This window comes from Micromonospora sp. NPDC047187 (assembly GCF_040643355.1).
Lineage (GTDB): Bacteria > Actinomycetota > Actinomycetes > Mycobacteriales > Micromonosporaceae > Micromonospora > Micromonospora salmantinae.
This window is the reverse complement of the sequence record NZ_JBEYUF010000012.1, coordinates 152,058-172,483: the sequence shown is the minus strand read 5'-3', so window position 1 is coordinate 172,483 and position 20,426 is coordinate 152,058. Positions and strand designations below refer to the sequence as shown.

Genomic DNA, 20,426 nt, shown 5'->3' with positions numbered 1-20,426 from the left:
CCCGCGCCGCCGATCGCCTTCGCGGGCCACGGCCGTCCCCGCGTCGTCAGGCCGTTGGCACTGGTGACGGTCCGCCGAGGCTCGATTGCCATGTGCTGGCGCATGTCGCCGTCGCCGCCGGGCGCCGTTACCGCCCCGCCTCGGACAGCGACAGCCCGGTGCCCGCATCGAACAGGTGCGCACGATCCAGATCGACAGTGACGAGCAGCCGCTCGCCCGGCGTACCGGTGACGGTGGGTCGTGCCTTGACCTTGAGGATCTCCGTCCCCACTCGGACGTCGACCACCGTTCGGTCACCGAGCGGCTCAAGCCCGTAGAGCTCACCCGACAACGACGCGTTCCCACGCTGCTCGACGGAGAGGTCCTCCGCCCGCAGGCCCAGCAGCAGCTCACGACCGTCCTCAGCCGTGGTCCAGCGGGGCCGCGGCAGCGTCCAGCCTGCCGCACCGACCAGACGATCTCCCTCGGTGTGGCAGGCGAGCAGGCTGATCGGGGGGCTCCCGACGAATCCTGCGACCCACTGGTTGGCGGGACGCTCGTACACCTCGGTCGGCGTCCCGACCTGTTGCACCTTCCCCTCCTTGAGGACTGCGACCTGGTCGGCCATGGACAGGGCCTCGACCTGGTCGTTTGTCACGTAGACGAAGGTCGCTCCGAGGCTGCGGTGGATGCGGGTGAGTTCGGTGCGCATCTCGACGCGGAGCTTGAGGTCGAGGTTCGTCAGCGGCTCGTCCATGAGAAACGCGCGCGGGCGACGGACCAGCGCCCGGGCGAGGGCGACGCGCTGCATCTCACCGCCCGACAACTGCGCGGGACGACGCTGCAGCAGACGTTCGATGTGCAACAGGCTCGACATCTGCTCCACGGCAGTGGCGATCTCGCCCGAAGAGCAGCGGCGTGCCCGCAGCGGCGACGCGATGTTCTCGTACACCGTGTGTCGCGGGTAGAGCGCGTAGCTCTGGAAGACCATGGCCAGGTCGCGTGCGGCCGGGGTGTCACCGGTCGCGTCCCTGCCGTCCAGATGCACCGACCCGGCGTCAAGCTTGTCAAGGCCGGCTATCGCTCGCAGGGTCGTCGTCTTGCCCGCCCCGGAGGGCCCGAGCACGACGAAGAACGAGCCGTCCGGCACGTCCAGCGTCACCCCGTCGAGGGCCTGGACTTTTCCGAAGGACTTGCGCAGCCCGTGCGCGGCAACGGTTCCCATCAGGCCACCAGCTCTTCCGTGCTCACGTCGTAGACCGCCGGCGTCCCGCCGGTGTGCCGTAGCCCGACCGTTGCGTCAGCGGCGAAACGGACAGTCGGTGGCATCCGAACCCGTACGTCGCGCTGGCCGCCGTGGTCGACCACGTAGATGATCTCGTCGCCCAGCCACTCCGCCGAGACCACGCGGGCCGGGACCGAACGTTCCGCCCCTGCTTCGGTGACTTCCAGCGCTTCCGGCCGGACGCCTGCGATCAGGCGACGGTCGCGCGGCAGGCCCGGCGGTGGCGCGAGGGCCAGCCCGCCCTGACCGCGCAGCTTCCCGTCAGCCACTTCCACCTCGATGAGGTTCATCGGCGGGGAGCCGATGAAAGCGGCGCAGAAGAGACTCGCCGGGCGGTCGTAGACCTCCAGCGGCGTGCCGATCTGCTCGACGCGGCCCTTGTTGAGGATGGCGATTCGGTGACCGAGCGACATCGCCTCGACCTGGTCGTGGGTGACGTAGACCATCGTCGCCCCCAGTTCCCCCTGCAGGTGCTTGATCTCCGTGCGCATGTCCGCCCTCAGCTCCGCGTCCAGATTGGTGAGAGGCTCGTCCATGAGGAAGGCGCGCGGTCGTCGCACCAGGGCGCGAGCGAGCGCGACGCGCTGCTGCTCCCCGCCGGACAGCTGACGCGGTCGCCGGTCCAGGAGCGAACCAAGCCGCATCAGCCGGGCGGCCTCGGTGACCCGCTCGTGCACCTCGGGCTTGGGCAGTCCCTCTGCCCGCAGCGGGAACGCCAGGTTGTCGCGGGTCTTCAGATGCGGGTAGAGGGCGTAGAACTGGAACACCATGGCGATGTCGCGCTCGGCGGGCGGCAGGTCGTTGACCAGCGTGTCGCCGATGCGGATGTCGCCCGTCGTCTGCCTCTCCAGGCCGGCTATGGCCCGCAGCGTGGTCGTCTTGCCGCAACCCGAGGGGCCGAGCATCACGAACAACTCGCCGTGGCCGATGGACAGGTTCACGTGCTCAACCGCGACCGTCCCGTCCGGGTAGCGCTTGTGCAGGGCGGTCACCTCGATGCCCGCCATCAGCGTCGCACCGCCCCGAGCGTCACGCCGGCGATGAGGTGCTTGCGCACCAGGTACGCGAAGACCAGCACCGGTAGGGCGAACACCACGGAGGCGGCGGCCACGAGGCCCCAGTCCGTAGTGGTGCCGCCGATGAGACCGGCGATGGCGGGCGGGGCCGTCCGGACGTCGTCGCTGGAGGTGAGGAAGGTGGCGAACACGAACTCGTTCCACGAGAAGATGAGTGCGAAGACCGCCGTCGCGGCGATGCCGGGCACGAGCAGGGGAAGGGTGAAGAGCCGGAACGCCTGCAAACGGGTGTAGCCGTCGAGCATGGCGGCATCCTCGTACTCGGCGGGCACCTCGTCGACGAACCCCTTCATCATCCAGATCGTGAACGGGACGTTGAACGCGGTGTAGATGAGGATCAGGCCGAGCTTGTTGTCGATGAGCCCGACCTGGCGGTACATGAGGAAGATCGGGACCACGACCACCACGGGCGGCATGAAGCGCGTGGACAGGATGAAGAACAGTTGGTCCTTCTTGGCCTTCACGGCGAAGCGTGAGTAGGCCCAGGCCGCCGGGACCCCCAGCACGGTGGCCAGCACCGTGGAGACCCCGGCTACCACGACGGAGTTGAGGAACGCGACGGACAAGGCCGAGCGACCGCCGTCGGGGTCGACGAACACGTCCTTGTAATGCTCCAGAGTTATCTTGAAGTCGAAGAACTTGGCCGGGATGGCGTAGACGTCCCGGTTCTCCTTGATGGACGTCTCGATCATCCACAGCACCGGAAAGAGCATCACGACGGCCAGCACGGTCAGCAGCGCGACCTCCAGCACCGAGCGGCCTCGACCGCCCAGGCGGCGCGCGGGGGGCGTGTGGTCCCGGGTAGGACCTGTGGACACGGCCTCGTCGACGGAGACGGCCATCAGCCCTCCTTGAGCTTGTTCAGGTAGCGCAGGTAGAACTGCGTGAGGACGATGACGACGAGGACCATGAGAATCCCGTACGCCGAAGCGGTTCCGGTGTTGAAGCCCAGGAACGCGACCTTGTAGATGTGGAACGACAACGTCTCGGTGGAGACACCCGGGCCTCCGTTGGTGAGGATGTAGACGAGGTCGAACAGCCGGAACGCCTCGATGGCCCTGAACATCACGGCAATGAGAAGCAGCGGCCATACCAGCGGAAGCGTGATGGTGCGGAACCGGAACCACTCGGACGCCCGGTCGATCGAGGCGGCCTCGTAGAGGTACTTGGGAACCGCGGTGAGGCCCGCGAGCGCGATGAGCATGATGAACGGCGTCCACTGCCAGGTGTCGACCACGATCAGGGAAAGCAGTGCCGTCCGCTGCCGGGTGAGCCACTCCACCTGCCCCAGGCCGACCGAGCCGAGCATGCTGTTGACCACGCCGAACTGCGCGTCGAGCATGAATCGCCAGAACAGCCCGACCACGACCGGCGACAGCATCATCGGAACCAGGAACAGAGTGGTCAGCACTCCTCGCCCATGTGTGCGCCGTGAGATCAGGTAGGCGATGCCGAATCCGAGCACTGTCTGCAGGCCGACCGCGCCGACCACGTAGATCAACGTCGTCAGAGCCCTCGTGTGGACCTGCGCCGACGTCAGGATGGCGGTGTAGTTCCCGAATCCGATGAAATTGGCGGGCCCCCCGCGGGTGGCCGAGTAGTCCGTGAAAGACAGGTACAACGCCCACAGCAACGGAAACACCGACATGGCGAGCAACAGCAGCATCGCGGGGGAGATGAAGGCCACGGCGAGCCCTCGGTCGCCCAGCCGAGGGGACCTGCCCCGGGCAGGTGGCGTCGCGGACGCCACCTGCCCGGGATCGTCGGTCGTCAGAGGGACGGGGTCACTCACAGTCCGCCGCCACCCTTGCGGCTGCTCGAGTCGAGAACGCCCTGCTGCTCCTTGGCGATGTCGTCGAGCGCATCCTTCGGCTTCTTCGCGCCGTTGAGAGCCGCGTTCACGTTGGTGTTCTCGATGTCGACGAGGCGCGCGTACTCGGGCACGTTCCACATGTCCCGCATCCGCGGAACCGAGTCGGTGTACACCTGGTTGAACGGCCCGGCATTGAGGAACTCGGGCGACTCCAGGGCGTCCGTACGCGATGGCACGCCACCGGCCGCGGCCCACTTCTTCTGGATGTCAGCCCGCTCGAACCACTTCATGAAGTTCAGGGCCTCGGTCTGGTTCGCCGTGGCGGAGTAGGCCGACACGTGCATCCCCATACCGCCGAGAGGGACCAGGTTCGTCTTCTGGCTCGGCAGGGTGGCAAAACCCAGCTTGTCGAGGATCTGCTCCCGGCTGGTGCCGAGCGTCGACTGCTTCGGATCGAGCAGGCCGCCGCTCGCGGCGATCCAGTTGAACGCGATGCAGGCCTTGCCCTGGGCGACAGCCGCGTTCACCTCGTCGATGAACCAGTTGCCGGAGCCCTTGGCGGTCAGCGGCTTCATCTTGTTGACCAGGACGTCCATCGCCTCCTGGCCCGCTGCGTCGTTGATGACGCCATCGATCTTGCGCGTCTTGGAGTCCCAGAGGTTGCCGCCGTAGACGCCGTTGACAGTGTTGTAGGTGACGGCCGCGGCGTCGGAGCCGTTGGCCTGGTGGAAAGCCAGCCCGCTGACGCCAGGGTTGTCCGCCTGGCACTTCTCGGCGGCTGCGATCATCTGGTCCCAGGTCTGCGGCGGCTTGTCGCCGATCAGGTCCTTGCGGTAGATCATCGTCCAGGTGTCGCCGAGCAGCGGCAGTCCGTACAGGCTGGCGTTCTCGTCGCGCTTGCCGGTCTCCGCCTGGGGGAACTGGCCGTAGGCCGCCAGGAGGTACGGGTTGTAGGCCGCGACGTCGATGTTCTCCTTGACGAAGTCGGTGAGGTCGAGGATGTTGCCGTTCGTCACGGCCTCGCCGATGTGTTGCGAGTCCAGGATCGCGATGTCGAAGTCGGTCTTGCGCGCCGCGAACTGGGTGAACATCGCGTCGTGCCAGTTCGCGTTCGGCACGGTGTTGACCTTGATGGTCGCGTTCGGCCGTTCCTTCTTGTACTCCGCGTTCGCGAAGGCTTCCAGTGCCTTGGCGGGCGGCCAGTCGAACCAGATGAAGCTGAGGGTCAGCGGATCCTTGGTGAGCTCCGGGATGGTCGCCGGCGCCTTGGGGGCGCTCGCCTTCTCGCCGTCGTCCTTGCCCTCGCCGCAAGCCGTCATGGTCGTGGCCACCAGCAGCATGGCCGCCGACGCCAGCCGTACCTTTCGGCCGGGAGCGGACATTCTTCCTATTCGCTTCGGATGGCGCATTTCAAGCCTGCTTTCTCGGTGGGGACTTCTAGAACCTCGCTATGTGCTTCGCCGAGCAGTTGCTGGGTTGTTCAGGCGTGTCGCCGGGCTGGCGCGGGGGCCGACCTGCGGACCGGCTCGAGCACGCTCATGGGAGCTCCAGGTGATCGAAGTGGAGCGATCGCGGGCGGTTCCGCGATCGTGCCGGACGGCGAGCATCCGGCACTTTTCCTATACGATCGAGTTGGGGCGTCAGCATGTCGCAGCCTTGTGACTGATGTCAACAGATTCCCGAAGGTGCAAGAAGGGACCTCACGTCACGATGGACGACGAAGCGATGATCGCGCGGGGCCGCAGGGCCGTGACGGGCGCAACGCTGCCGGGAAAATCTGGCGGCCGGCTTGCCGACGAGGTGTACGACACGCTGCTCGAACAGCTGATGTCGCTACGGATCGAGCCTGGCTCCCGCGTCACGATCGACGTCCTGGCTCGGGAGTTGGGGGTCTCGCAGACGCCGATCCGAGACGCTCTGAACCGCATGGAGGCCGAGGGCCTGGTCGTGCGCGTACCCCATGCTGGCTACCGCATTCCCCCTCAAATAACCCGCCACCGATTCGAGGACATGCTCGAGGTCCGCCTGCTCCTCGAGCCGGCGGCGGCGCGCAGATCCGCTGAACGCGCATCCTCGGAGCAGGTGGCCGGTCTGCGACGGATGCTGGAGGAGATGGCGGAGCTGGAGGGGGGCAACGGGCCCATGGCCTATGGCGCCTTCGGGCTACGCGACGCCGCCTTTCACGATCTCGTCGCCCTGAGCGCGGAGAACCAGGTCATCCGTGAAGCGCTCGCTCGCCTGCACAGCCACGTGCACCTCTTCCGGCTGCACCACGACACCCAGGTCACCCACCTCGCCATGGCCGAGCACGAGGAAGTTGTCGCCGCGATCGCCGCGCGTGACCCCGACGCCGCCGCCTACGCGATGCGTCGGCACATCCTGCGGTCCGGCGAGCGTTTTCGACGGTTGTTCGACGAGATCGAAGGCGCGGGCGCAATGGCGGTAGAGGCTTGACGGGCGCGCTGTGCCCAGGAATGCTGACTCAATCCTGATCGGATCGGATTGGATCCACCTCACCCGCCCCCAGATGCGAGGAGAAGCAGGTGCCCAGAGCGCTGCTCCTGACCGGCGACGCCGCCGAGGAGCTCGACACCATGTATCCCTACTACCGCGTGCAGGAGGGCGGCTGGGACGTCGACGTCTCGTCACGGACGATGCGCGACGTGCAACTGGTCATCCACGAGTTCGACCCCAACTCCGACGCCTACGTCGAGAAGAACGGCCGCAAGCTGCCGGTCGACGTGCCATGGGCGCAGGTCGACGTCGAGCGCTATGACGCCCTCATCATTCCTGGGGGACGCGCCCCCGAGTGGATCCGCGTCGACGCCGACGTCAGGCGCATCACCGAGCACTTCTTCGCGCGCAACCTTCCCATCGCGCTGGTGTGCCACGGCGCGCAGGTGCCAGCGGTGTATGGGCTGCTGAAGGGTCGAAAGACGGCGTGCTTCCCCCCGATCACCGGTGACATGGAGAACGCGGGCGCGACGGTCATCGACGCTCCCGACGTCGTGGACGGCAATCTCGTCTCCTGCCGGGGGTGGCCCGACATGCCGCAATTCGGCAGGGCGATGATGGAGCTCTTTTCGAAGTCTGTCGACCCCGCATCGGCATGAGCACACCTGGCCTGCCCCGGTGACGGCACTTCGGACCGTCACAGTCGACGGTTCCCCCGTCCACGTCCTGGAGAGCGGCACGGGGCCCGCGGTGCTGATGCTGCACGGCTCCGGACCCGGCACGACCGGGTCCGGCGCCTGGGCGACGACGGCGCAGGCGCTGGGCGCGTCCTGGCACCTGGTGGCTCCTGACCAGGCGGGGTTCGGCCGTACACCCATCCCGGCGGGCGCCAGGGGTGGGCTCCGGCTGTGGACGGAGCAGGCCGCGGGCCTGATGGATGCTCTCGGTATTGAGCACTACGCCGTGGTGGGTCACTCGATGGGCGGTGCTGTGGCGCTGGCGTTGGCGGCCGCGCGCCCCCAGCAGGTCACCCGTGTCGTGGCGGTCTCGACGATGGGCGCCCCGGGGGCGCCGCTGTCCGCCGAACTCGACGCGGTCTGGGCCGCCCCCGCCGGCCCGATCGGGGCACGGGACATGCTGAGTCGCCTCGTCCTCGACCAGGCTCTCGTGACCGACTCGGCCGTCGAGGCCCGTGCAGCCGCGATGCGAGCGGGGGAGGCCGCATTCGCGTCGTTGTTCCCGCCGCCCAGGGCACGATGGGTCGACGAGCTCACCCTCTCGGCGCAAACGCTCGCAGCGGTGCGCGCGCCCGTGCTGCTCGTTCACGGCGCCGAGGACCGGGTCACCCCGCCCGAGACGGCAGCCCAGCCCCTGCTCGACCACCTGGCCGACGTCCGTCTGCACGTGTTCGGCCGATGCGGGCACGTGCCGTCGATCGAGCACCCGCAGGAGTTCAGGCAACTGCTGTCGTGCTTCCTCCGCCCGGACCGAGGTCACTAACTGCTGCGGCAGGCCGCACGACCTCAGGGCCCAGGTGCTCCTGAGCGCCAGGACGACGACCGTGCGGAGTCACGTCAGGTCATGAGAGCGAACCCGTGCCCCGCCGACCTGAGGTCGACGGGGCACGGTTGGTGCAGGGGAGTAGATCAGGCGACGAAGCGGGTCTTGCGGCGGCGGGCCACCACGAAGCCCGCGGCGCCGGCGGCGAGCAGTACGCCACCGATGCCGGCGGTCAGGCCGGCCTTGGCACCGGTGATCGGCAGCGAGCCATCGGTGTCCCCGCCTCCCTGGCCGTCATCCCCGCCGGGATTCTCGCTCCCACCGTCAGCGCTCGCGATGATGGTGATCGTCGCACTGTCGTTGGCTGGGTTGAGGTCCACGCCTGTGTCGAAGGTCAGCCGCACCTGGGCGGCCCGGGCGCCGGCCTCGTCGAGGCGCAGCTCGAACTCGTACTCGATTTTCTCGCCCTGCGCCAGGCGTCTGTTCTCGCCGCAGCGGTACTCCTTCGCGCCGAGCTTTCCAGGCACCCAGTCGCCGTAGCTCGAGCAGGTCATCGGAACGCGTACGGCCGTGACGCCAGTCGGCAGCGAGAGTACGGTACGGGCCCGCAGATCCTTGGCTCCGTCAACGTTGACAGCCGCCGGGCCGTTGTTGACGTAGCCGACCTTCAACGGCACCGTGGCGCCGACCTTTCCGGTCACGGTCGCCGGCGTCCCGAGCGCCGCCACCTCAGCCCCCTGGTCACCGCTGACCTGGAGTCTCATCACCGTAGTGCCGTTCTGGTCGTTGACGTCTGTCTGCCGCGACCTGCTTTGTAGACCAACCGGCTCAAGCCTCAGCTCCCCCTCGGTGCCCTGCTGCCCAAGTCGCGCTGGGTTGAAGGACTGGGACTCCTCCCAGTCTGCCGGCGTGTACCAGTGCGCCACGCCGGTGTGTCCGTTCGGGGCCGGATCGTCGGTCGGCACTGTGAAACCGAAGCTGGAGTCCAGCCGTGCGGCGCCGCCCGGCGCGATGGTGTTGGGGAACCGGCAGGCGAAGGCGTGGCGGAAGGAGTCGGCAGGGCTGTACTCGCAGTTCTTGTACCGCTTCGACGGGCCGAGACCGTAGCCGCCTTCGAAGAACAGCACCACGCTGTGGACGGCTTTCTCGCCACGGTTCGCCACTGTGAGCGGGACGTCGAGCGTGCCGCCGAGGACGCCTGTCAGCTGGAGCCCCTGCTCGATGCCGGCGAGATCCACGCCCTCACCGATGCTGACGCTCGAGTGGTAGGTGGCCGAACCGCCGTCGCCATCGGTGACGGTGAACTTGATATCGCCCTGCTGGTCGGGCGTGGCGCTCTTCTTCGCCCGCACGACCAGGTTGACCATGGTCATGTACGTGTAGTAGTCGTTTTCCTCTGCCACCACCTTGCAGGTGAGGATCGCACCAGACTCGGTACAGGAGTCAGTACTGCCGTCGTTCCTCACGTCGGCGAAGCCAGCGACCTTGCTCCGGTCCACCTTGACCGTGTATTCGCCCCACTCCATGGTGCTGGTGCGGGTACGGGCAAAGAGGTTCGATCCTTTAGCAGGGCCACCGGGGGCGACAACCACATCCCTGGCGTAGAAATCGAGGTCGTCGGCGGCAGGGGCGGCGAAGGCGGGGATCGCGGAGACGGCGATGAGCGCGCCTACGACCCCGAACCCGGCAAGCCAGCGCCGGGCGAGTTGCTTGGGCATTACCGGGTTCCTCCGTGGGATTGATCAGTGGAGCCCGTGGAGCTTATGAGGCCGTTAGGGCTGGTGCCGCCCCGCTCGGGCACCAGCGGCGGATACGGGCCGAACGGAGGGCCGGCATCGCCGGAAGGTCGGGTGCCGCACCTGTGGGAACTCGCCGAGCACCGGTACGTGTTCATCGAGGTGCGGCCCGACCATGCCGGGCACGCCATGCACACCGTCTTCGTCAGCGACTTCGACGCCCGCATCGCGCAGATCGCCGAGCGCGGCCTGGAGCCGGCCGGGCGCGAGACCTACGACAACGGCGTCCGCAAGGCCACCTTCCGCGACCCGGACGGCAACGAGATCGGCATCGGCGGGCGAGCCGGCCTGACGGAGGCCCGTGCGGTTCACCACCACGACCAGGCCGTGCCGGCGGACCACCAGCGGACCACCCTCAGGTTTCCGAAGTGGTCGCCGGATACCGAGAGTCATACACGGCGCGGCGCGGCTCCGTCCTGCCAGCGGTAGAGGTCGCGCAGCAGGGAGACCTCGGCGCCGTGATGGATCAGCTCCCTGTTGACGTGCAGGACGATGCCCTCCATGGGAAACCGCTCGGGACCCACAGCGGGCGGATTCTCCAGGTCGGCGTCCGAGAGTTCGCGGACCCCCGCGTTCCATCTCCCATACATCTCGTCGAGCTGTTTCAGCGCCTCGTCGGCGGTCCCCGCGTAGGCGAACGTCTGGGAGTCGACGTCCTGGCCGCCGAAGTGCCATCCGACCCGGTAGCCCAGGCAGGAGACGATGATGTGCGCCAGCCGCCAGGCAATCGTGGTCACCGGCGACGGCACCGGATCTGGGGACGCGAAGTCCATCGCCCATTCCCCCGAACCCGCTGCCATCGGTGCGGCCGACGTGCCACGTGGGCGGATGCTCCAGCAGCCACGCACCGGCTCCCAGAAGTACTCCTCATCGGCGAGACCGTGCAGCCGCGGCCGCAGGTTCTTGTGCCAGTGCCGGTCCAGCTGGTCCGCGATTCGCTCGCTTCTTGTCATTTCCGCACGTTACCGGGAGCAGAAACCTGACTGCGTCCCTCGCGGACGCCGTCGCCGGCCGTGGGCCTCGAGCGCATACCGCACCAGGGGATGACGCTGGGGCTGCTGTGCCCTTCGGGCCGCGCCGCGTGAGTGACTGTTGACATTGACAACCCGGCTGGCTGGGTCGGGTTTCCATGACCCAGGTGTGCCAGTCTCGACCGATGACGCGCATGGCAGACCTGGGAGCGGTCGATTGGCCGCCTGCTCCGATCAGGACCGAGAGGCTCGTGCTCCGTGCGCCCGAGGCCCGGGACCGCGCTGCGTTCATCGAGCTGCTGGCGTCGCCAAAGGTGAACACCTACCTCGGTGGTCCGCGCCTGCCTGGAGAGCTTGAGCGCGAGATGCCCGGAGTGCCCGAGCGGTGGCCCGGGAGCTTCGTCGTTGATCTCGACGGGGCGATGATCGGCCAGATCCTGCTCAGGAGAGCAACGGGCCACCATCGCCCGGCTGCCATGGGGAAGGTCGACCTCGGCTACCTGTTCCTGCCACAGGCGTGGGGATTCGGGTACGCCGCCGAGGCGTGCGCGGCGGCACTCGACTGGCTCGACGGGGTCCTCCCCGGCGATCCGGTGGTGCTCGCCACCCAAACCGCCAACGTCGGCTCGATGCGCCTTGCGGCAAAGCTCGGGTTCGTGGAGGTGGAGCGGTTCCACGCCTGGGACGCCGAGCAGTGGCTCGGCCTGCGGTCCCCGGTCGCGCCGTCTGCTTGAGCTGGTGCCGGACAGTACTGCTGGGGCGGAGCCCAGTGATGTTCCATCAGGCTCATCGTGGATTGCCTCGACGGGTGGCTAAAGCCGGGATGTGGATCCCGCAACAGAGGCGCCCGAGCCTGCATCGGAGTGAGCCTGGGGACGGCCGCCTAATGCGGCCGTCCCCAGAGGTAGCGCGGGTGTCACCCGAGGTTCAGCGGATCGTCGCCCCGCCGGTGGGGGTCGGCTGGACCCGCTCGAACCGCACCTTGCTCAGCCACCCCGGGAGGTCACTGAGCACGTACAGCTCGCCGTTCACGTCGGCGCCGAACGCCGTCGGCTGAGTGGGGAAGGTGCCGATCTCAGCGGACTCGTAGCCACCCGTGGACTTGGGACGCACGGCGAAAGCGCGGGTCGAGCAGTAGTCGCTAGCGATGTAGGTACCCCGCGCCTCCGGGGTGACGGACCCCCGGTACACCAGGCCGCCGATGATGGAGCAGTTCTCCGTCATGTAGTGGTCGTACTCGACGACCGGGTCGGTGAGCCGCACGCCCGGCCGGCACTGCGTCTCGTCGAAGACCGGCGTGCCCTCTCGACAGGACCAGCCGAGGTTCGCGCCACGCTGCGACGGGCGGACGTGGTTGATCTCCTCGATCAGACCCTGGCCGACGTCACCGATCCACAGCGAGTTGTCGGCCGGGTCGATGGAGAACTTCCACGGGTTGCGCAGCCCGTAGACCCAGATTTCCGGCCGCGCGCCCGCCGTGCGGACGAACGGGTTGTCGTAGGGCACGCAGTAGGGCTTTCCCCCGCAGCTGCGGTTGACGTCGATTCGCAGAATCTTGCCGAGCAGGGTGCCGAGGTTCTGGCCGCTCTTGAACGGGTCGTTCGCGAAGCCACCGTCGCCGAGGGACCAGTAGAGGTAGCCGTCGCGGCCGAAGGCCACCTGTCCGCCGTTGTGGTTGCCGTACTCGGCGTGCTCCTGGGTGAGCAGCACCTGCACCCGATCAGGAGCGTTGATGGGCACTCGCGCCAGGGTCAGCGCGCCGGCCGGCAGGCTCGTGTAGGCCACGTAGAGCATCCCGGTCCGCGCGAAGTTCGGCGCCGGAGTGATGCCGAGAAGGCCGCGCTCGTTGTCCGACGCGTCGATCCGGGCGGTCAGGTCGATCACCGGGTCGGGGGCCAGGCCGGTGTCGGGGTGGTAGGCGCGGACAGTGCCGTTCTTCTCCGCGATCAGCATGCGGCCGTCCGGCAGGCCAGTGATCGCGATCGGACGCTGCAGACCGAAAGCCACCCGTTCGGAGACCACGGTCAGCTCAGCGAGTGCCACAGCACGGGGTTTGGATGGGCCGGCCGCGGCGGTGCCGGCCACCGGCGATGGTGGCGACAGAGACGCAGCCAGGGCCAGAACGAGCAACCCGGCCAGCATGGCGGCCGGGCGACGACGTCGTCGTGACATGTTCAGCTCCTCGAGCAGGTGGGTGGTGGACACGGTCTGGGAGCGTTCCCACAATACATTGGTTGAGATCTATATCAAACCGACGTCTGCGTGTTCCGTTCGATCTTGTGACTGATTCCTGCACCACGGCCTGGGAATCGGCGAGCGGAGGACGGCAGGGATTCCTTCGGCGGGACGGGTGACAACGGGCGGTAGGGTGAGTCACCGACCGATGCGAACGGTGGTGCCGGTGAGTCTGATCCAGGCGGGTGTCACCGCGACGACGACAATGCTGGCCGTCCTGATCGGTGGGTGGCTCACCGTCCGGGCCCAGGATCGGCTGTGGCGGCGCGACCAGGATCGACAGTGGCGAGACATCCGGCTGAACGCGTACACCGACTTCATCAGCGCCGTCCGGGAGTACGTGGCCCACGTCCTCAACCCGGCGGCGCGCATCACAGCGGTACCGCGCCCGCGTGATCCGGGTGATCTCATGCCGTTCTTCGACGACGAGGGAAGCCGCTACCGGGAGCGGCTGGAGAGCACCAAGACCGCGCTTCGGCTGGTGGCCGGCAATGTCGAGGTGGTGAGCGGCTCGTCGGAGCTGGTGCGCCAGGCCCGGCTCCTGGCGGCCACACGAGCGGGTAGCGAGGCCCAGGCGTTGCCCGCGGATCGGTTCGACGCCCTGTGGGAGACGGAGCGCCGCTTCATCGAGGTGGCCCGGGCCGAACTCGGGCTGCCCTCCGCGTTCGTGCCATGACCGGTCAACGCCCGCCCGTCACGGTCACGCCAGACGCGCCGCCGTCATTCCAGGCCGAAGTCGGCGGGGCTGTCAGCAGCTCTGGCTCTGAACGCAGTCGCTAGGGGCTCGCCTCGAGGGCCGAGGAGGGTCTCCAGGTCGTCGTCCGGGGAATCGGCGCGGTCACCGTCCAGGTCGTGCTCGATGACGTCTGTTAGCAGCTCGGCGAGTTCCGCCAAACCGAAGTACCGCATCGCGTCCATGGCCCGTCTCAGCCGGAAGGGCTCGTTCACCTCAACAGCGAAGCCCAGGCCACCACCCATCACTGAGTTGTAGACACGTAGCAGATACGACAGCTGCACGATCCCGGGTGGAGTGCCGTCGGGAGCCTCGCCGTCAGCGCCGTAGTCAGCGGCGTGGTTCCAGATGATGTTCAGGTCATCCAGCTCGGCGTGCGTCCACACCTCCTCCACCTCATCCACCGCGCACCTGGGTCCCATGCGAGCGGTTTGTGTCATGAGGTGGAGGTCGGCGCACAGACGCAGGGTATCGAGCAGGCAACCTCCCGGCGGCGCTCGTCATCCGCGCTCAGCCGCACGACCTGCGCCTCACGGACAGCAGCGTGTGGGGCGCCACGCCAGACACCACGTGAGCGTTGACGCAACTCCGCTGGTGGCCGGCTCGTTGGTAGCGAGGGGCGGACGGAGGCGGACGATGGCGGCGGGGCGGGGTGCCGAGCTGCTGCGCCCTCCAAGGAGTTCGGGTCGGGCGACGTTCCTGGAGCTGTTCTTCGATCTGGCCTTCGTTGTGGCCCTCACCCGGGTCTCGCAACGATTCGCCGGCTTGAGCGATGACACCGGTTTGACGCTCGTCACGGGGTTCGGGCGTACCCTGCTGCTCTTTCTGGCGCTCTGGTTGATCTGGTCGCACACCGCCTGGATCACCAGCCGGTACGAACCGGAGCAGCCGATCATTCAGGCCGTCGTGGTCGGCACCATGTTCGCCGGCCTGGTCATGGCGGTGACGCTGCCCCGCGCCATGGAGGAGCGAGCACTGCCGTTCGCGGTCGCGTACCTCTTGGTGATGGTGGTGCGGCCGCTCGTGGTCGCCGTCGCGCTGCGTGGCCATCCGCGACGGCTGGTGCCCTTCCGGCTTGTCGTGTGGGCTCTGGCGAGCGCCCCGCTGTGGCTGGCCGGCGCGTTGGGCCCGGATCACCTCCGCCTGCCGCTGTGGGTTGTCGCCCTCGCTGTCGACTACCTCGCCTGGATATTGGGCTGGCCGCTGCCGTGGCTCGGGGTCTCGAAGGTGGGTCGGTGGCGGATCGCGGGGACCCATCTCGCGGACCGTTATCAGCAGATGGTCCTCATCGCGCTCGGTGAGTCGATTCTGGTTATCGGCGTGGTCTTCAGCGGCGCGGACTACTCGGCGGAGCGCGCAGCCGCCTTCGCGGTCGCGTTCGCCACCAGCGCGCTGCTCTGGCGGATCTACTTCCACCGCGCCGGTCTGCTGCTGACCGAGGCGTTCGATCGGGCGGGTATGCCCGGCCGGCTGGGCGCGGTGTCGGAACGGACGCATCTGTTGATTGTGCTGAGCGTGCTCGTCACGGCGGTCGGATACGAGCTGGTGATCGATCATCCGTTCGGGCAGCCTCGACCCAGTTGGCTGCTGTTCGTGGTGGGCGGTCCAATGCTCTTCCTCGTCGCCCGGATGCGGCTGGAGTACGAGATCTTCGGCCAGGCCTCCCGAACCCAGATCATCGGCTTGGCCGCCCTCCTGCTGTTGACACCGTTGTTGGCCCGTTGGACGCCGATGGCCGGGCTGAGCGTGGTGGCCGGAGTGCTGGCCCTGGTCGCGCTCCTGGACGCGCTGCGAAGGTGGGGCCAGCCGCTGGAGGTTTCCGCCTCGCCAATCGGACGGGAGACGTCCGGAGATCGCGACTCCGAGGCGTGACGCGGAGGTCGGTCGCCGCGCTAACCCGTTTCGTCGCGTAACCGCCCGACCAGGCACGACTGCGCGCTCGCGTCGAACCGGTGCCTCTTTGCCCCGGCTGGCGGCGAGTTCAAACGCCATCGCGGCCACTAGATAGAACGGTCGGTCTTGACGGCGGAAAGCTGAGCAGGTACGGTCTTTGCAGACAGAACGTTCGTTCCACCTGCTGCTGTTCGGGGTGGACGACTGTGCCTGAAGGAGAGCGCCGTGCCCACCAAGATCACCATTGTCATCGGTAACCCCGCCGACCCGGACGAGTTCGAGAAGGTCTACGCCGACGTACGCCGGGCCGCACAGACGTTCCCGAAGCTTCAGCGGGTCGAGTCGGCCAAGGTGTGGCCGAAGGAGGACGGCACGCCCACTCCCGCGTACCGGACGCTCGACCTGTACTTCGCCAGCTACGAGGACGCCGCTGCCGCAGTAGCGACGCCCGCCGCCGGTGCCGTCTTCGGTGGGCTCCAGGGCGCCCAGGTCGAGATCACGGGGCTGTTCTCGAACATCGAGTAGCACCGCCCTTCCCCTTCCAGCGGTGGCTCGCCCCCCCGCTGGGAGTCCCTTCGCTCCGGAATCACCGAGAGGATGACCATGACCACCGTTGCCGTTCCCGGCATCTCGACGACGGCCGCTGCCCTGCGGCGGCTGTACTTCGGTCGCTTCGCCTTCGCAATCGTCTGGGCTGCCGTGACGTTCCCACTCGCCAAGCACCTCAACCCCCTCACCGCCGCGCTGCTGGTGCTCTACCCGCTGTTCGACGTGGCCGCCGCCATCGTCGACGTCCGAGCGTCGCGGGCCACCGGATCGCCCACCCTGCTGTACGTGAACGTCGCGATCAGCCTGCTCGCCGCGGTGGGCCTGGGCGTTGCCAGCGCGTCCGGCATCCCTGCGGTTCTGCGGGTCTGGGGCGCCTGGGCGGTCGTGGCCGGACTGGTTCAGCTGATCGTGGCCGTCACCCGCCGCAAGATGGGTGGCCAATGGCCGATGATCATCAGCGGTGGCATCTCCGTCATCGCCGGCGGATCGTTCGTCGCGGCCGCCTCCGCGGACACCCCGGCGCTGACCAACGCGATCGGCTACGCCATCCCCGGCGCGATCTTCTTCCTCATCGCGGCCATCCGCCTCGGCCGCGCCGCGAAGGGAAACTGACGTGCAGAACGCCACGTACGACGTCGTTGTCATCGGTGCGGGGCCGGTGGGGGAGAACGTCGCCGACCGCGTCGTGCAGGGCGGCCTGACCGCCGCGATCGTCGAGCGGGAACTGGTGGGTGGCGAGTGCTCGTACTGGGCCTGCATGCCGACCAAGGCGCTGCTGCGCAGCCAGACCGCGCTGCGGGCGGCTCGTCAGCTGCCCGGCGCGCGGGAGGCGGTGACCGGCGAGCTGGACGCGGCGGCCGTGCTGCGCCGCCGGGACGCCTTCGCCTCGCACTGGAAGGACGACGGGCAGGTGTCCTGGCTGAACTCCGCGGGGATCGCCCTGTATCGGGGTCAGGGGCGGATCGGCGCCGACCGGATCGTCGAGGTGACCGGCGCGGACGGCGCCACCACCTCGCTCACCGCCCGACACGCGGTGGTCATCGCGACCGGAAGTGGCGCACTGGTGCCGGACATCGCCGGTCTGCGCGAGGCGGCACCGTGGACCAGCCGTGAGGCAGCCGCCGCGAGCGCGGTTCCCGGCCGGCTCGCCATCATCGGTGGTGGCGTGGTGGCCACGGAGATGGCGACCGCGTACGCCGGCCTCGGATCGGCGGTGACGGTGCTGGTGCGCGACGGAGTGCTCACGCTGGCGGAGCCGTTCGTCGGCGAGCGGGTCACGCAGTCTCTGCGGGAAGCTGGCGTCTCGGTGCGTCTCGGTGCCGAGGTCACGTCGGTGAAACGCGACGGCGACGGCACGGTGCACCTCACGCTCACCGACGGCGCACAGGTCGAGGCCGACGAAATCCTCGTCGCGATCGGCCGCACACCGAACACGCACGACATCGGCCTCGACCGGATCGGCCTGAAGCCGGGCGCCTGGCTCACTGTCGACGACACCCTGCGGGTGGTCGACGGTGCCGGCGCGTTGGTCGGCGACGGATGGCTGTACGCGGCCGGGGACATCAACCGGCGTGTGCTCCTGACCCACCAGGGCAAGTACCAGGCTCGCGCGGTGGGCGACGTGATCGTGGCGCGGGCCAGGGGAGAAGCGGCAGACGACCGCCCGTGGGGTCGGCACGTCGCCACCGCCGACGAGCGCGCCGTGCCGCAGGTCGTCTTCACCGACCCGGAGATCGCGTCGGTGGGGCTGACGGCAGCCGCCGCCGAGGCCGCCGGGCTGCGGATCCGGGTCGTCGACTACGACCTGGCCGCCGTCGCCGGGGCCGCGCTGCACGCCGACGGCTACCAGGGGCAGGCCCGGATGGTCGTGGACGAGGACCGGCGGGTGATCGTCGGCCTCACCCTCGTCGGCCCGGACGTCGCGGAGCTGATCCACGCCGCGACGATCGCCATCGTCGGTGAGGTCCCACTGGAGCGGCTGTGGCACGCCGTGCCCGCGTACCCGACCGTCAGCGAGGTCTGGCTGCGCCTGCTGGAGGCGTACGGCCGCTGATCTGAGCCGTGCGGCCGTCCGCGCCATCGCCGATGAGCTGGGTCATCCCTCACCCGGGGTGGCCCAGCTCTAGTCGTGCGGGCTGGTCGCGCAGGGGCTAACCGGCTGACTCCGCCGACTGACGCTCCGAGTTGATCCTGAGCAGTCCTTCGATACCGCGCAGGAAGGTCTCGGACACCATTGGGGGGTCGGAGAGGCATCCGGCTGCCATGGCGCCGTCGCGGAGCATGACGAAGTGGCGCGCTGCGGGATCCGCCGTTCCTTCGTGGACCTGTGCCATGAGCGTGGTGATGGTGTCCAGGAACCATTGCCGGTGGGCCACGAGTTCTTGGTGCACCGGATGGTTCGTATCGGGATATTCCGCCGCGGCGTTCAGGAACGCGCACCCACGGAACCCGGGGGACTGGATGTTCTGGGCGATGGAATTGGCGATGGCCAGGAGCGGATCGACCGGCGATCGGTTGGCGGCGAGGGCCTCGTCGACCATGCCGCGCTCCAGCTGATGCACCTCACGCAGGTAGGCCAGGATGAGGTCGTCCTTGCTGGGGAAGTGTCGGTAGAAAGTAGCCCTGGTCACCTTCGCCTCGGCGATGATCCGGTCGACGCCGACGGCGTGAATGCCCTCCGCGTAGAAGATCCTGGTCGCCGTGCGGAGAAGCTTCAGGCGTGCCTCAGAGGGCCGGGCAGTGGGTTCGTCGCTCGCCATCCCACCATCTTAGCGACAGAACGTTCGGTCTTATCCTTGTCGGAGGTTTTGGCGTGGCACCCCGGTGGCCGCCCAGCATGCGGACAGCGACCGACAGCTCAGGTCGTGTCCGAGTCCAATACCGGCCAGGCGTTTGCAAGGCGCTTCGTTCTTCGATCTCGCTGACAGTGGCCTCATCAATGCTGAATTCTGGATGCTGCAACCCCATCTGAGTCGGGATCGCGGGCTGATTCACGGGAAATGCTCCACCGACCGTCCTCGTCCGTCCGGCCTGCAACCGCAGGCAGCGGATGGCGAGGCCTCTCGAAAGGAACTCCAGATGAGCACTGCTTCTGACATGTCTGCCCAGGAGATGCCGACAGTTGTGCTGATCCACGGGGCATTCGCCGGCTCGTCGAGTTGGAATGGGGTGATTGCCAACCTCAAGGGCCGGGGTTACCCGGTCATTGCCGTCGCCAACCCGCTGCGCGGTGTGCAGAAGGACGCCGCTTACGTTCGGGCCCTTCTGGACAGCTTGCCCGGACCGGTGGTGATGGCCGCCCATTCCTACGGCGGGCTGGTCATGACCGAGGCCGCCGCCGGTGCCGCCAACGTCAAGGCCCTGGTGTACGTCGCCAGCGTGAGCCCGGACGTAGGCGAAAGTGTGATCGGGTTGCTCACCAAGTACCCCGGGAGTCAGCTCGCCACCAGCATCAACATGGTGTCGATCCCCTCCGACGACGGCGGCACGACAATGGATCAGTACATCTTCCAGGACAAGTTCCCCGAGGTGTTCGCCGCCGACGTCGACAGCGGCACCGCCGAAGTCATGGCGGCAACGCAACGGCCCGCCTCTGCGAGCGCCCAGGAGGAGAGCGTGACCAAGGCCGCCTGGAAGACGATCCCCTCCTGGACCCTGATCACCACCCAGGACCAGGGCATTCCGCCGGACCTGCAGCGCTTCCTGGCCGACCGGGCGGGGTCCACGGCGGTTGAGATCGCCGCTTCCCACGCGGTGGCAGTCTCGCAACCCGGCCCGGTCGCAGACCTCATCGACACCGCCGCCCGCGCCACCGCCCGCTCGATGCAGATGTCAAAGAGCCGTCAAGGTTGACGAGGGCTCGCCGAATCGGCCGCTGCGGGGTAGCCCGCCCGGGCGAAGGGCCCGATCATCCCGGCACGGAGAGCGCTTCAACGCAGTGACCACCCCGAATGCCCTCTCAAGGTGCGAGGCTAGTTGATCCGGTGCGCGCTGTAGATGTACAGGACACTTGGATCCGCAGCCCTTCGGTACCACAAGAGGCCGGCTGGGCTGGTGCAGCGTCCGTCCATGATGTAGGTGTATTCGGGGTACGCGTATCCTGCCACCCCGGACGAACTGCTGTAGCCGTAGCGCCACGGGGC

21 protein-coding genes are annotated in these 20,426 nt (G+C 68.1%); 11 read left to right on the top strand and 10 right to left on the bottom strand.

Features of this window, described 5'->3' with window-relative positions:
• Nucleotides 1-127: 127 nt before the first annotated feature.
• Genes ABZ794_RS20490 through ABZ794_RS20470 form a run of 5 tightly spaced genes read right to left on the bottom strand, consistent with a single transcriptional unit; the run spans nt 128 to nt 5,535 of the window.
• Entirely contained in the window at nt 128-1,204 is a 1,077-nt protein-coding gene (locus ABZ794_RS20490) for an ABC transporter ATP-binding protein (RefSeq protein WP_238689314.1), read from the bottom strand.
• Nucleotides 1,204-2,271 carry an ATP-binding cassette domain-containing protein gene (locus tag ABZ794_RS20485; RefSeq protein ID WP_357516978.1) on the bottom strand — a complete coding sequence of 356 codons (1,068 nt, stop codon included), beginning with the start codon at nt 2,269-2,271 and terminating at the stop codon, nt 1,204-1,206. The genes ABZ794_RS20490 and ABZ794_RS20485 overlap by 1 nt, the downstream gene beginning before the upstream one ends.
• Nucleotides 2,271-3,182: a carbohydrate ABC transporter permease gene (locus ABZ794_RS20480; protein ID WP_210781256.1), complete on the bottom strand. Its 912-nt coding sequence runs from the start codon at nt 3,180-3,182 to the stop codon at nt 2,271-2,273. Before ABZ794_RS20480 ends, ABZ794_RS20485 begins: the two co-directional genes overlap by 1 nt.
• Nucleotides 3,182-4,132: a sugar ABC transporter permease gene (locus ABZ794_RS20475; protein ID WP_238689316.1), complete on the bottom strand. Its 951-nt coding sequence runs from the start codon at nt 4,130-4,132 to the stop codon at nt 3,182-3,184. The genes ABZ794_RS20480 and ABZ794_RS20475 overlap by 1 nt, the downstream gene beginning before the upstream one ends.
• On the bottom strand, nt 4,129-5,535 hold the full coding sequence (locus ABZ794_RS20470) for an extracellular solute-binding protein (RefSeq protein WP_247668854.1): 1,407 nt from the start codon (nt 5,533-5,535) through the stop codon (nt 4,129-4,131). Before ABZ794_RS20470 ends, ABZ794_RS20475 begins: the two co-directional genes overlap by 4 nt.
• 328 nt (nt 5,536-5,863) lie before the next feature.
• Here ABZ794_RS20470 and ABZ794_RS20465 point away from each other — a divergent pair, with 328 nt between their 5' ends.
• The 3 genes from ABZ794_RS20465 to ABZ794_RS20455 all read left to right on the top strand — a co-directional run bounded on the left by ABZ794_RS20465 (nt 5,864) and on the right by ABZ794_RS20455 (nt 8,107).
• On the top strand, nt 5,864-6,607 hold the full coding sequence (locus tag ABZ794_RS20465; RefSeq protein WP_247668853.1) for a GntR family transcriptional regulator: 744 nt from the start codon (nt 5,864-5,866) through the stop codon (nt 6,605-6,607).
• A gap of 89 nt (nt 6,608-6,696) precedes the next feature.
• Nucleotides 6,697-7,266, top strand: coding sequence for a DJ-1/PfpI family protein (locus ABZ794_RS20460; protein WP_210781253.1), 570 nt, complete (start codon nt 6,697-6,699; stop codon nt 7,264-7,266).
• A 19-nt stretch (nt 7,267-7,285) separates the two neighbouring features.
• A complete protein-coding gene (locus tag ABZ794_RS20455) occupies nt 7,286-8,107 on the top strand; it encodes an alpha/beta hydrolase (protein ID WP_210781252.1) in 822 nt (273 codons plus the stop codon).
• A 146-nt stretch (nt 8,108-8,253) separates the two neighbouring features.
• Here ABZ794_RS20455 and ABZ794_RS20450 read toward each other — a convergent pair whose 3' ends face one another.
• Nucleotides 8,254-9,825 carry an LPXTG cell wall anchor domain-containing protein gene (locus tag ABZ794_RS20450; protein ID WP_357516974.1) on the bottom strand — a complete coding sequence of 524 codons (1,572 nt, stop codon included), beginning with the start codon at nt 9,823-9,825 and terminating at the stop codon, nt 8,254-8,256.
• 132 nt (nt 9,826-9,957) lie between these two features.
• On the opposite strand from ABZ794_RS20450, the gene ABZ794_RS20445 reads away from it, so the two are divergent.
• A complete protein-coding gene (locus tag ABZ794_RS20445; RefSeq protein WP_357516972.1) occupies nt 9,958-10,332 on the top strand; it encodes a VOC family protein in 375 nt (124 codons plus the stop codon).
• Here the strand turns inward: ABZ794_RS20445 and ABZ794_RS20440 are convergent.
• Nucleotides 10,293-10,856: a DinB family protein gene (locus ABZ794_RS20440; protein ID WP_357516970.1), complete on the bottom strand. Its 564-nt coding sequence runs from the start codon at nt 10,854-10,856 to the stop codon at nt 10,293-10,295. The genes ABZ794_RS20445 and ABZ794_RS20440 overlap by 40 nt on opposite strands.
• A 269-nt stretch (nt 10,857-11,125) precedes the next feature.
• Here ABZ794_RS20440 and ABZ794_RS20435 point away from each other — a divergent pair, with 269 nt between their 5' ends.
• On the top strand, nt 11,126-11,608 hold the full coding sequence (locus ABZ794_RS20435; RefSeq protein ID WP_357516969.1) for a GNAT family N-acetyltransferase: 483 nt from the start codon (nt 11,126-11,128) through the stop codon (nt 11,606-11,608).
• A 193-nt stretch (nt 11,609-11,801) separates the two neighbouring features.
• Here ABZ794_RS20435 and ABZ794_RS20430 read toward each other — a convergent pair whose 3' ends face one another.
• The gene (locus ABZ794_RS20430; RefSeq protein WP_210781249.1) at nt 11,802-13,046 is read right to left on the bottom strand and encodes a PQQ-dependent sugar dehydrogenase; all 1,245 of its coding nucleotides are present in this window, start codon (nt 13,044-13,046) and stop codon (nt 11,802-11,804) included.
• Between the two features lie 229 nt (nt 13,047-13,275).
• On the opposite strand from ABZ794_RS20430, the gene ABZ794_RS20425 reads away from it, so the two are divergent.
• On the top strand, nt 13,276-13,785 hold the full coding sequence (locus tag ABZ794_RS20425; RefSeq protein ID WP_210781247.1) for a hypothetical protein: 510 nt from the start codon (nt 13,276-13,278) through the stop codon (nt 13,783-13,785).
• A gap of 44 nt (nt 13,786-13,829) precedes the next feature.
• Here the strand turns inward: ABZ794_RS20425 and ABZ794_RS20420 are convergent, their stop codons facing one another.
• Complete coding sequence (locus ABZ794_RS20420) at nt 13,830-14,246, bottom strand: hypothetical protein (RefSeq protein ID WP_357516967.1); 417 nt, start codon at nt 14,244-14,246, stop codon at nt 13,830-13,832.
• 232 nt (nt 14,247-14,478) lie between these two features.
• On the opposite strand from ABZ794_RS20420, the gene ABZ794_RS20415 reads away from it, so the two are divergent.
• The 4 genes from ABZ794_RS20415 to ABZ794_RS20400 all read left to right on the top strand — a co-directional run bounded on the left by ABZ794_RS20415 (nt 14,479) and on the right by ABZ794_RS20400 (nt 18,337).
• Nucleotides 14,479-15,714, top strand: a complete 1,236-nt coding sequence (locus tag ABZ794_RS20415) for a low temperature requirement protein A (RefSeq protein ID WP_238689325.1) — start codon at nt 14,479-14,481, stop codon at nt 15,712-15,714.
• A 246-nt stretch (nt 15,715-15,960) separates the two neighbouring features.
• The gene (locus ABZ794_RS20410; protein ID WP_357516965.1) at nt 15,961-16,260 is read left to right on the top strand and encodes a hypothetical protein; all 300 of its coding nucleotides are present in this window, start codon (nt 15,961-15,963) and stop codon (nt 16,258-16,260) included.
• Nucleotides 16,261-16,338: 78 nt separating this feature from the next.
• Nucleotides 16,339-16,896: a hypothetical protein gene (locus ABZ794_RS20405; protein WP_357516963.1), complete on the top strand. Its 558-nt coding sequence runs from the start codon at nt 16,339-16,341 to the stop codon at nt 16,894-16,896.
• 1 nt (nt 16,897) lies between these two features.
• Nucleotides 16,898-18,337 (top strand): NAD(P)/FAD-dependent oxidoreductase, encoded by a 1,440-nt coding sequence (locus ABZ794_RS20400; protein WP_357516961.1) that lies wholly within the window; start codon nt 16,898-16,900, stop codon nt 18,335-18,337.
• Between the two features lie 97 nt (nt 18,338-18,434).
• Here ABZ794_RS20400 and ABZ794_RS20395 read toward each other — a convergent pair whose 3' ends face one another.
• A complete protein-coding gene (locus ABZ794_RS20395) occupies nt 18,435-19,043 on the bottom strand; it encodes a TetR/AcrR family transcriptional regulator (RefSeq protein WP_210781237.1) in 609 nt (202 codons plus the stop codon).
• A 337-nt stretch (nt 19,044-19,380) separates the two neighbouring features.
• On the opposite strand from ABZ794_RS20395, the gene ABZ794_RS20390 reads away from it, so the two are divergent.
• Nucleotides 19,381-20,136: an alpha/beta hydrolase gene (locus tag ABZ794_RS20390; RefSeq protein ID WP_247668851.1), complete on the top strand. Its 756-nt coding sequence runs from the start codon at nt 19,381-19,383 to the stop codon at nt 20,134-20,136.
• The last annotated feature ends 290 nt before the right edge of the window (nt 20,137-20,426 follow it).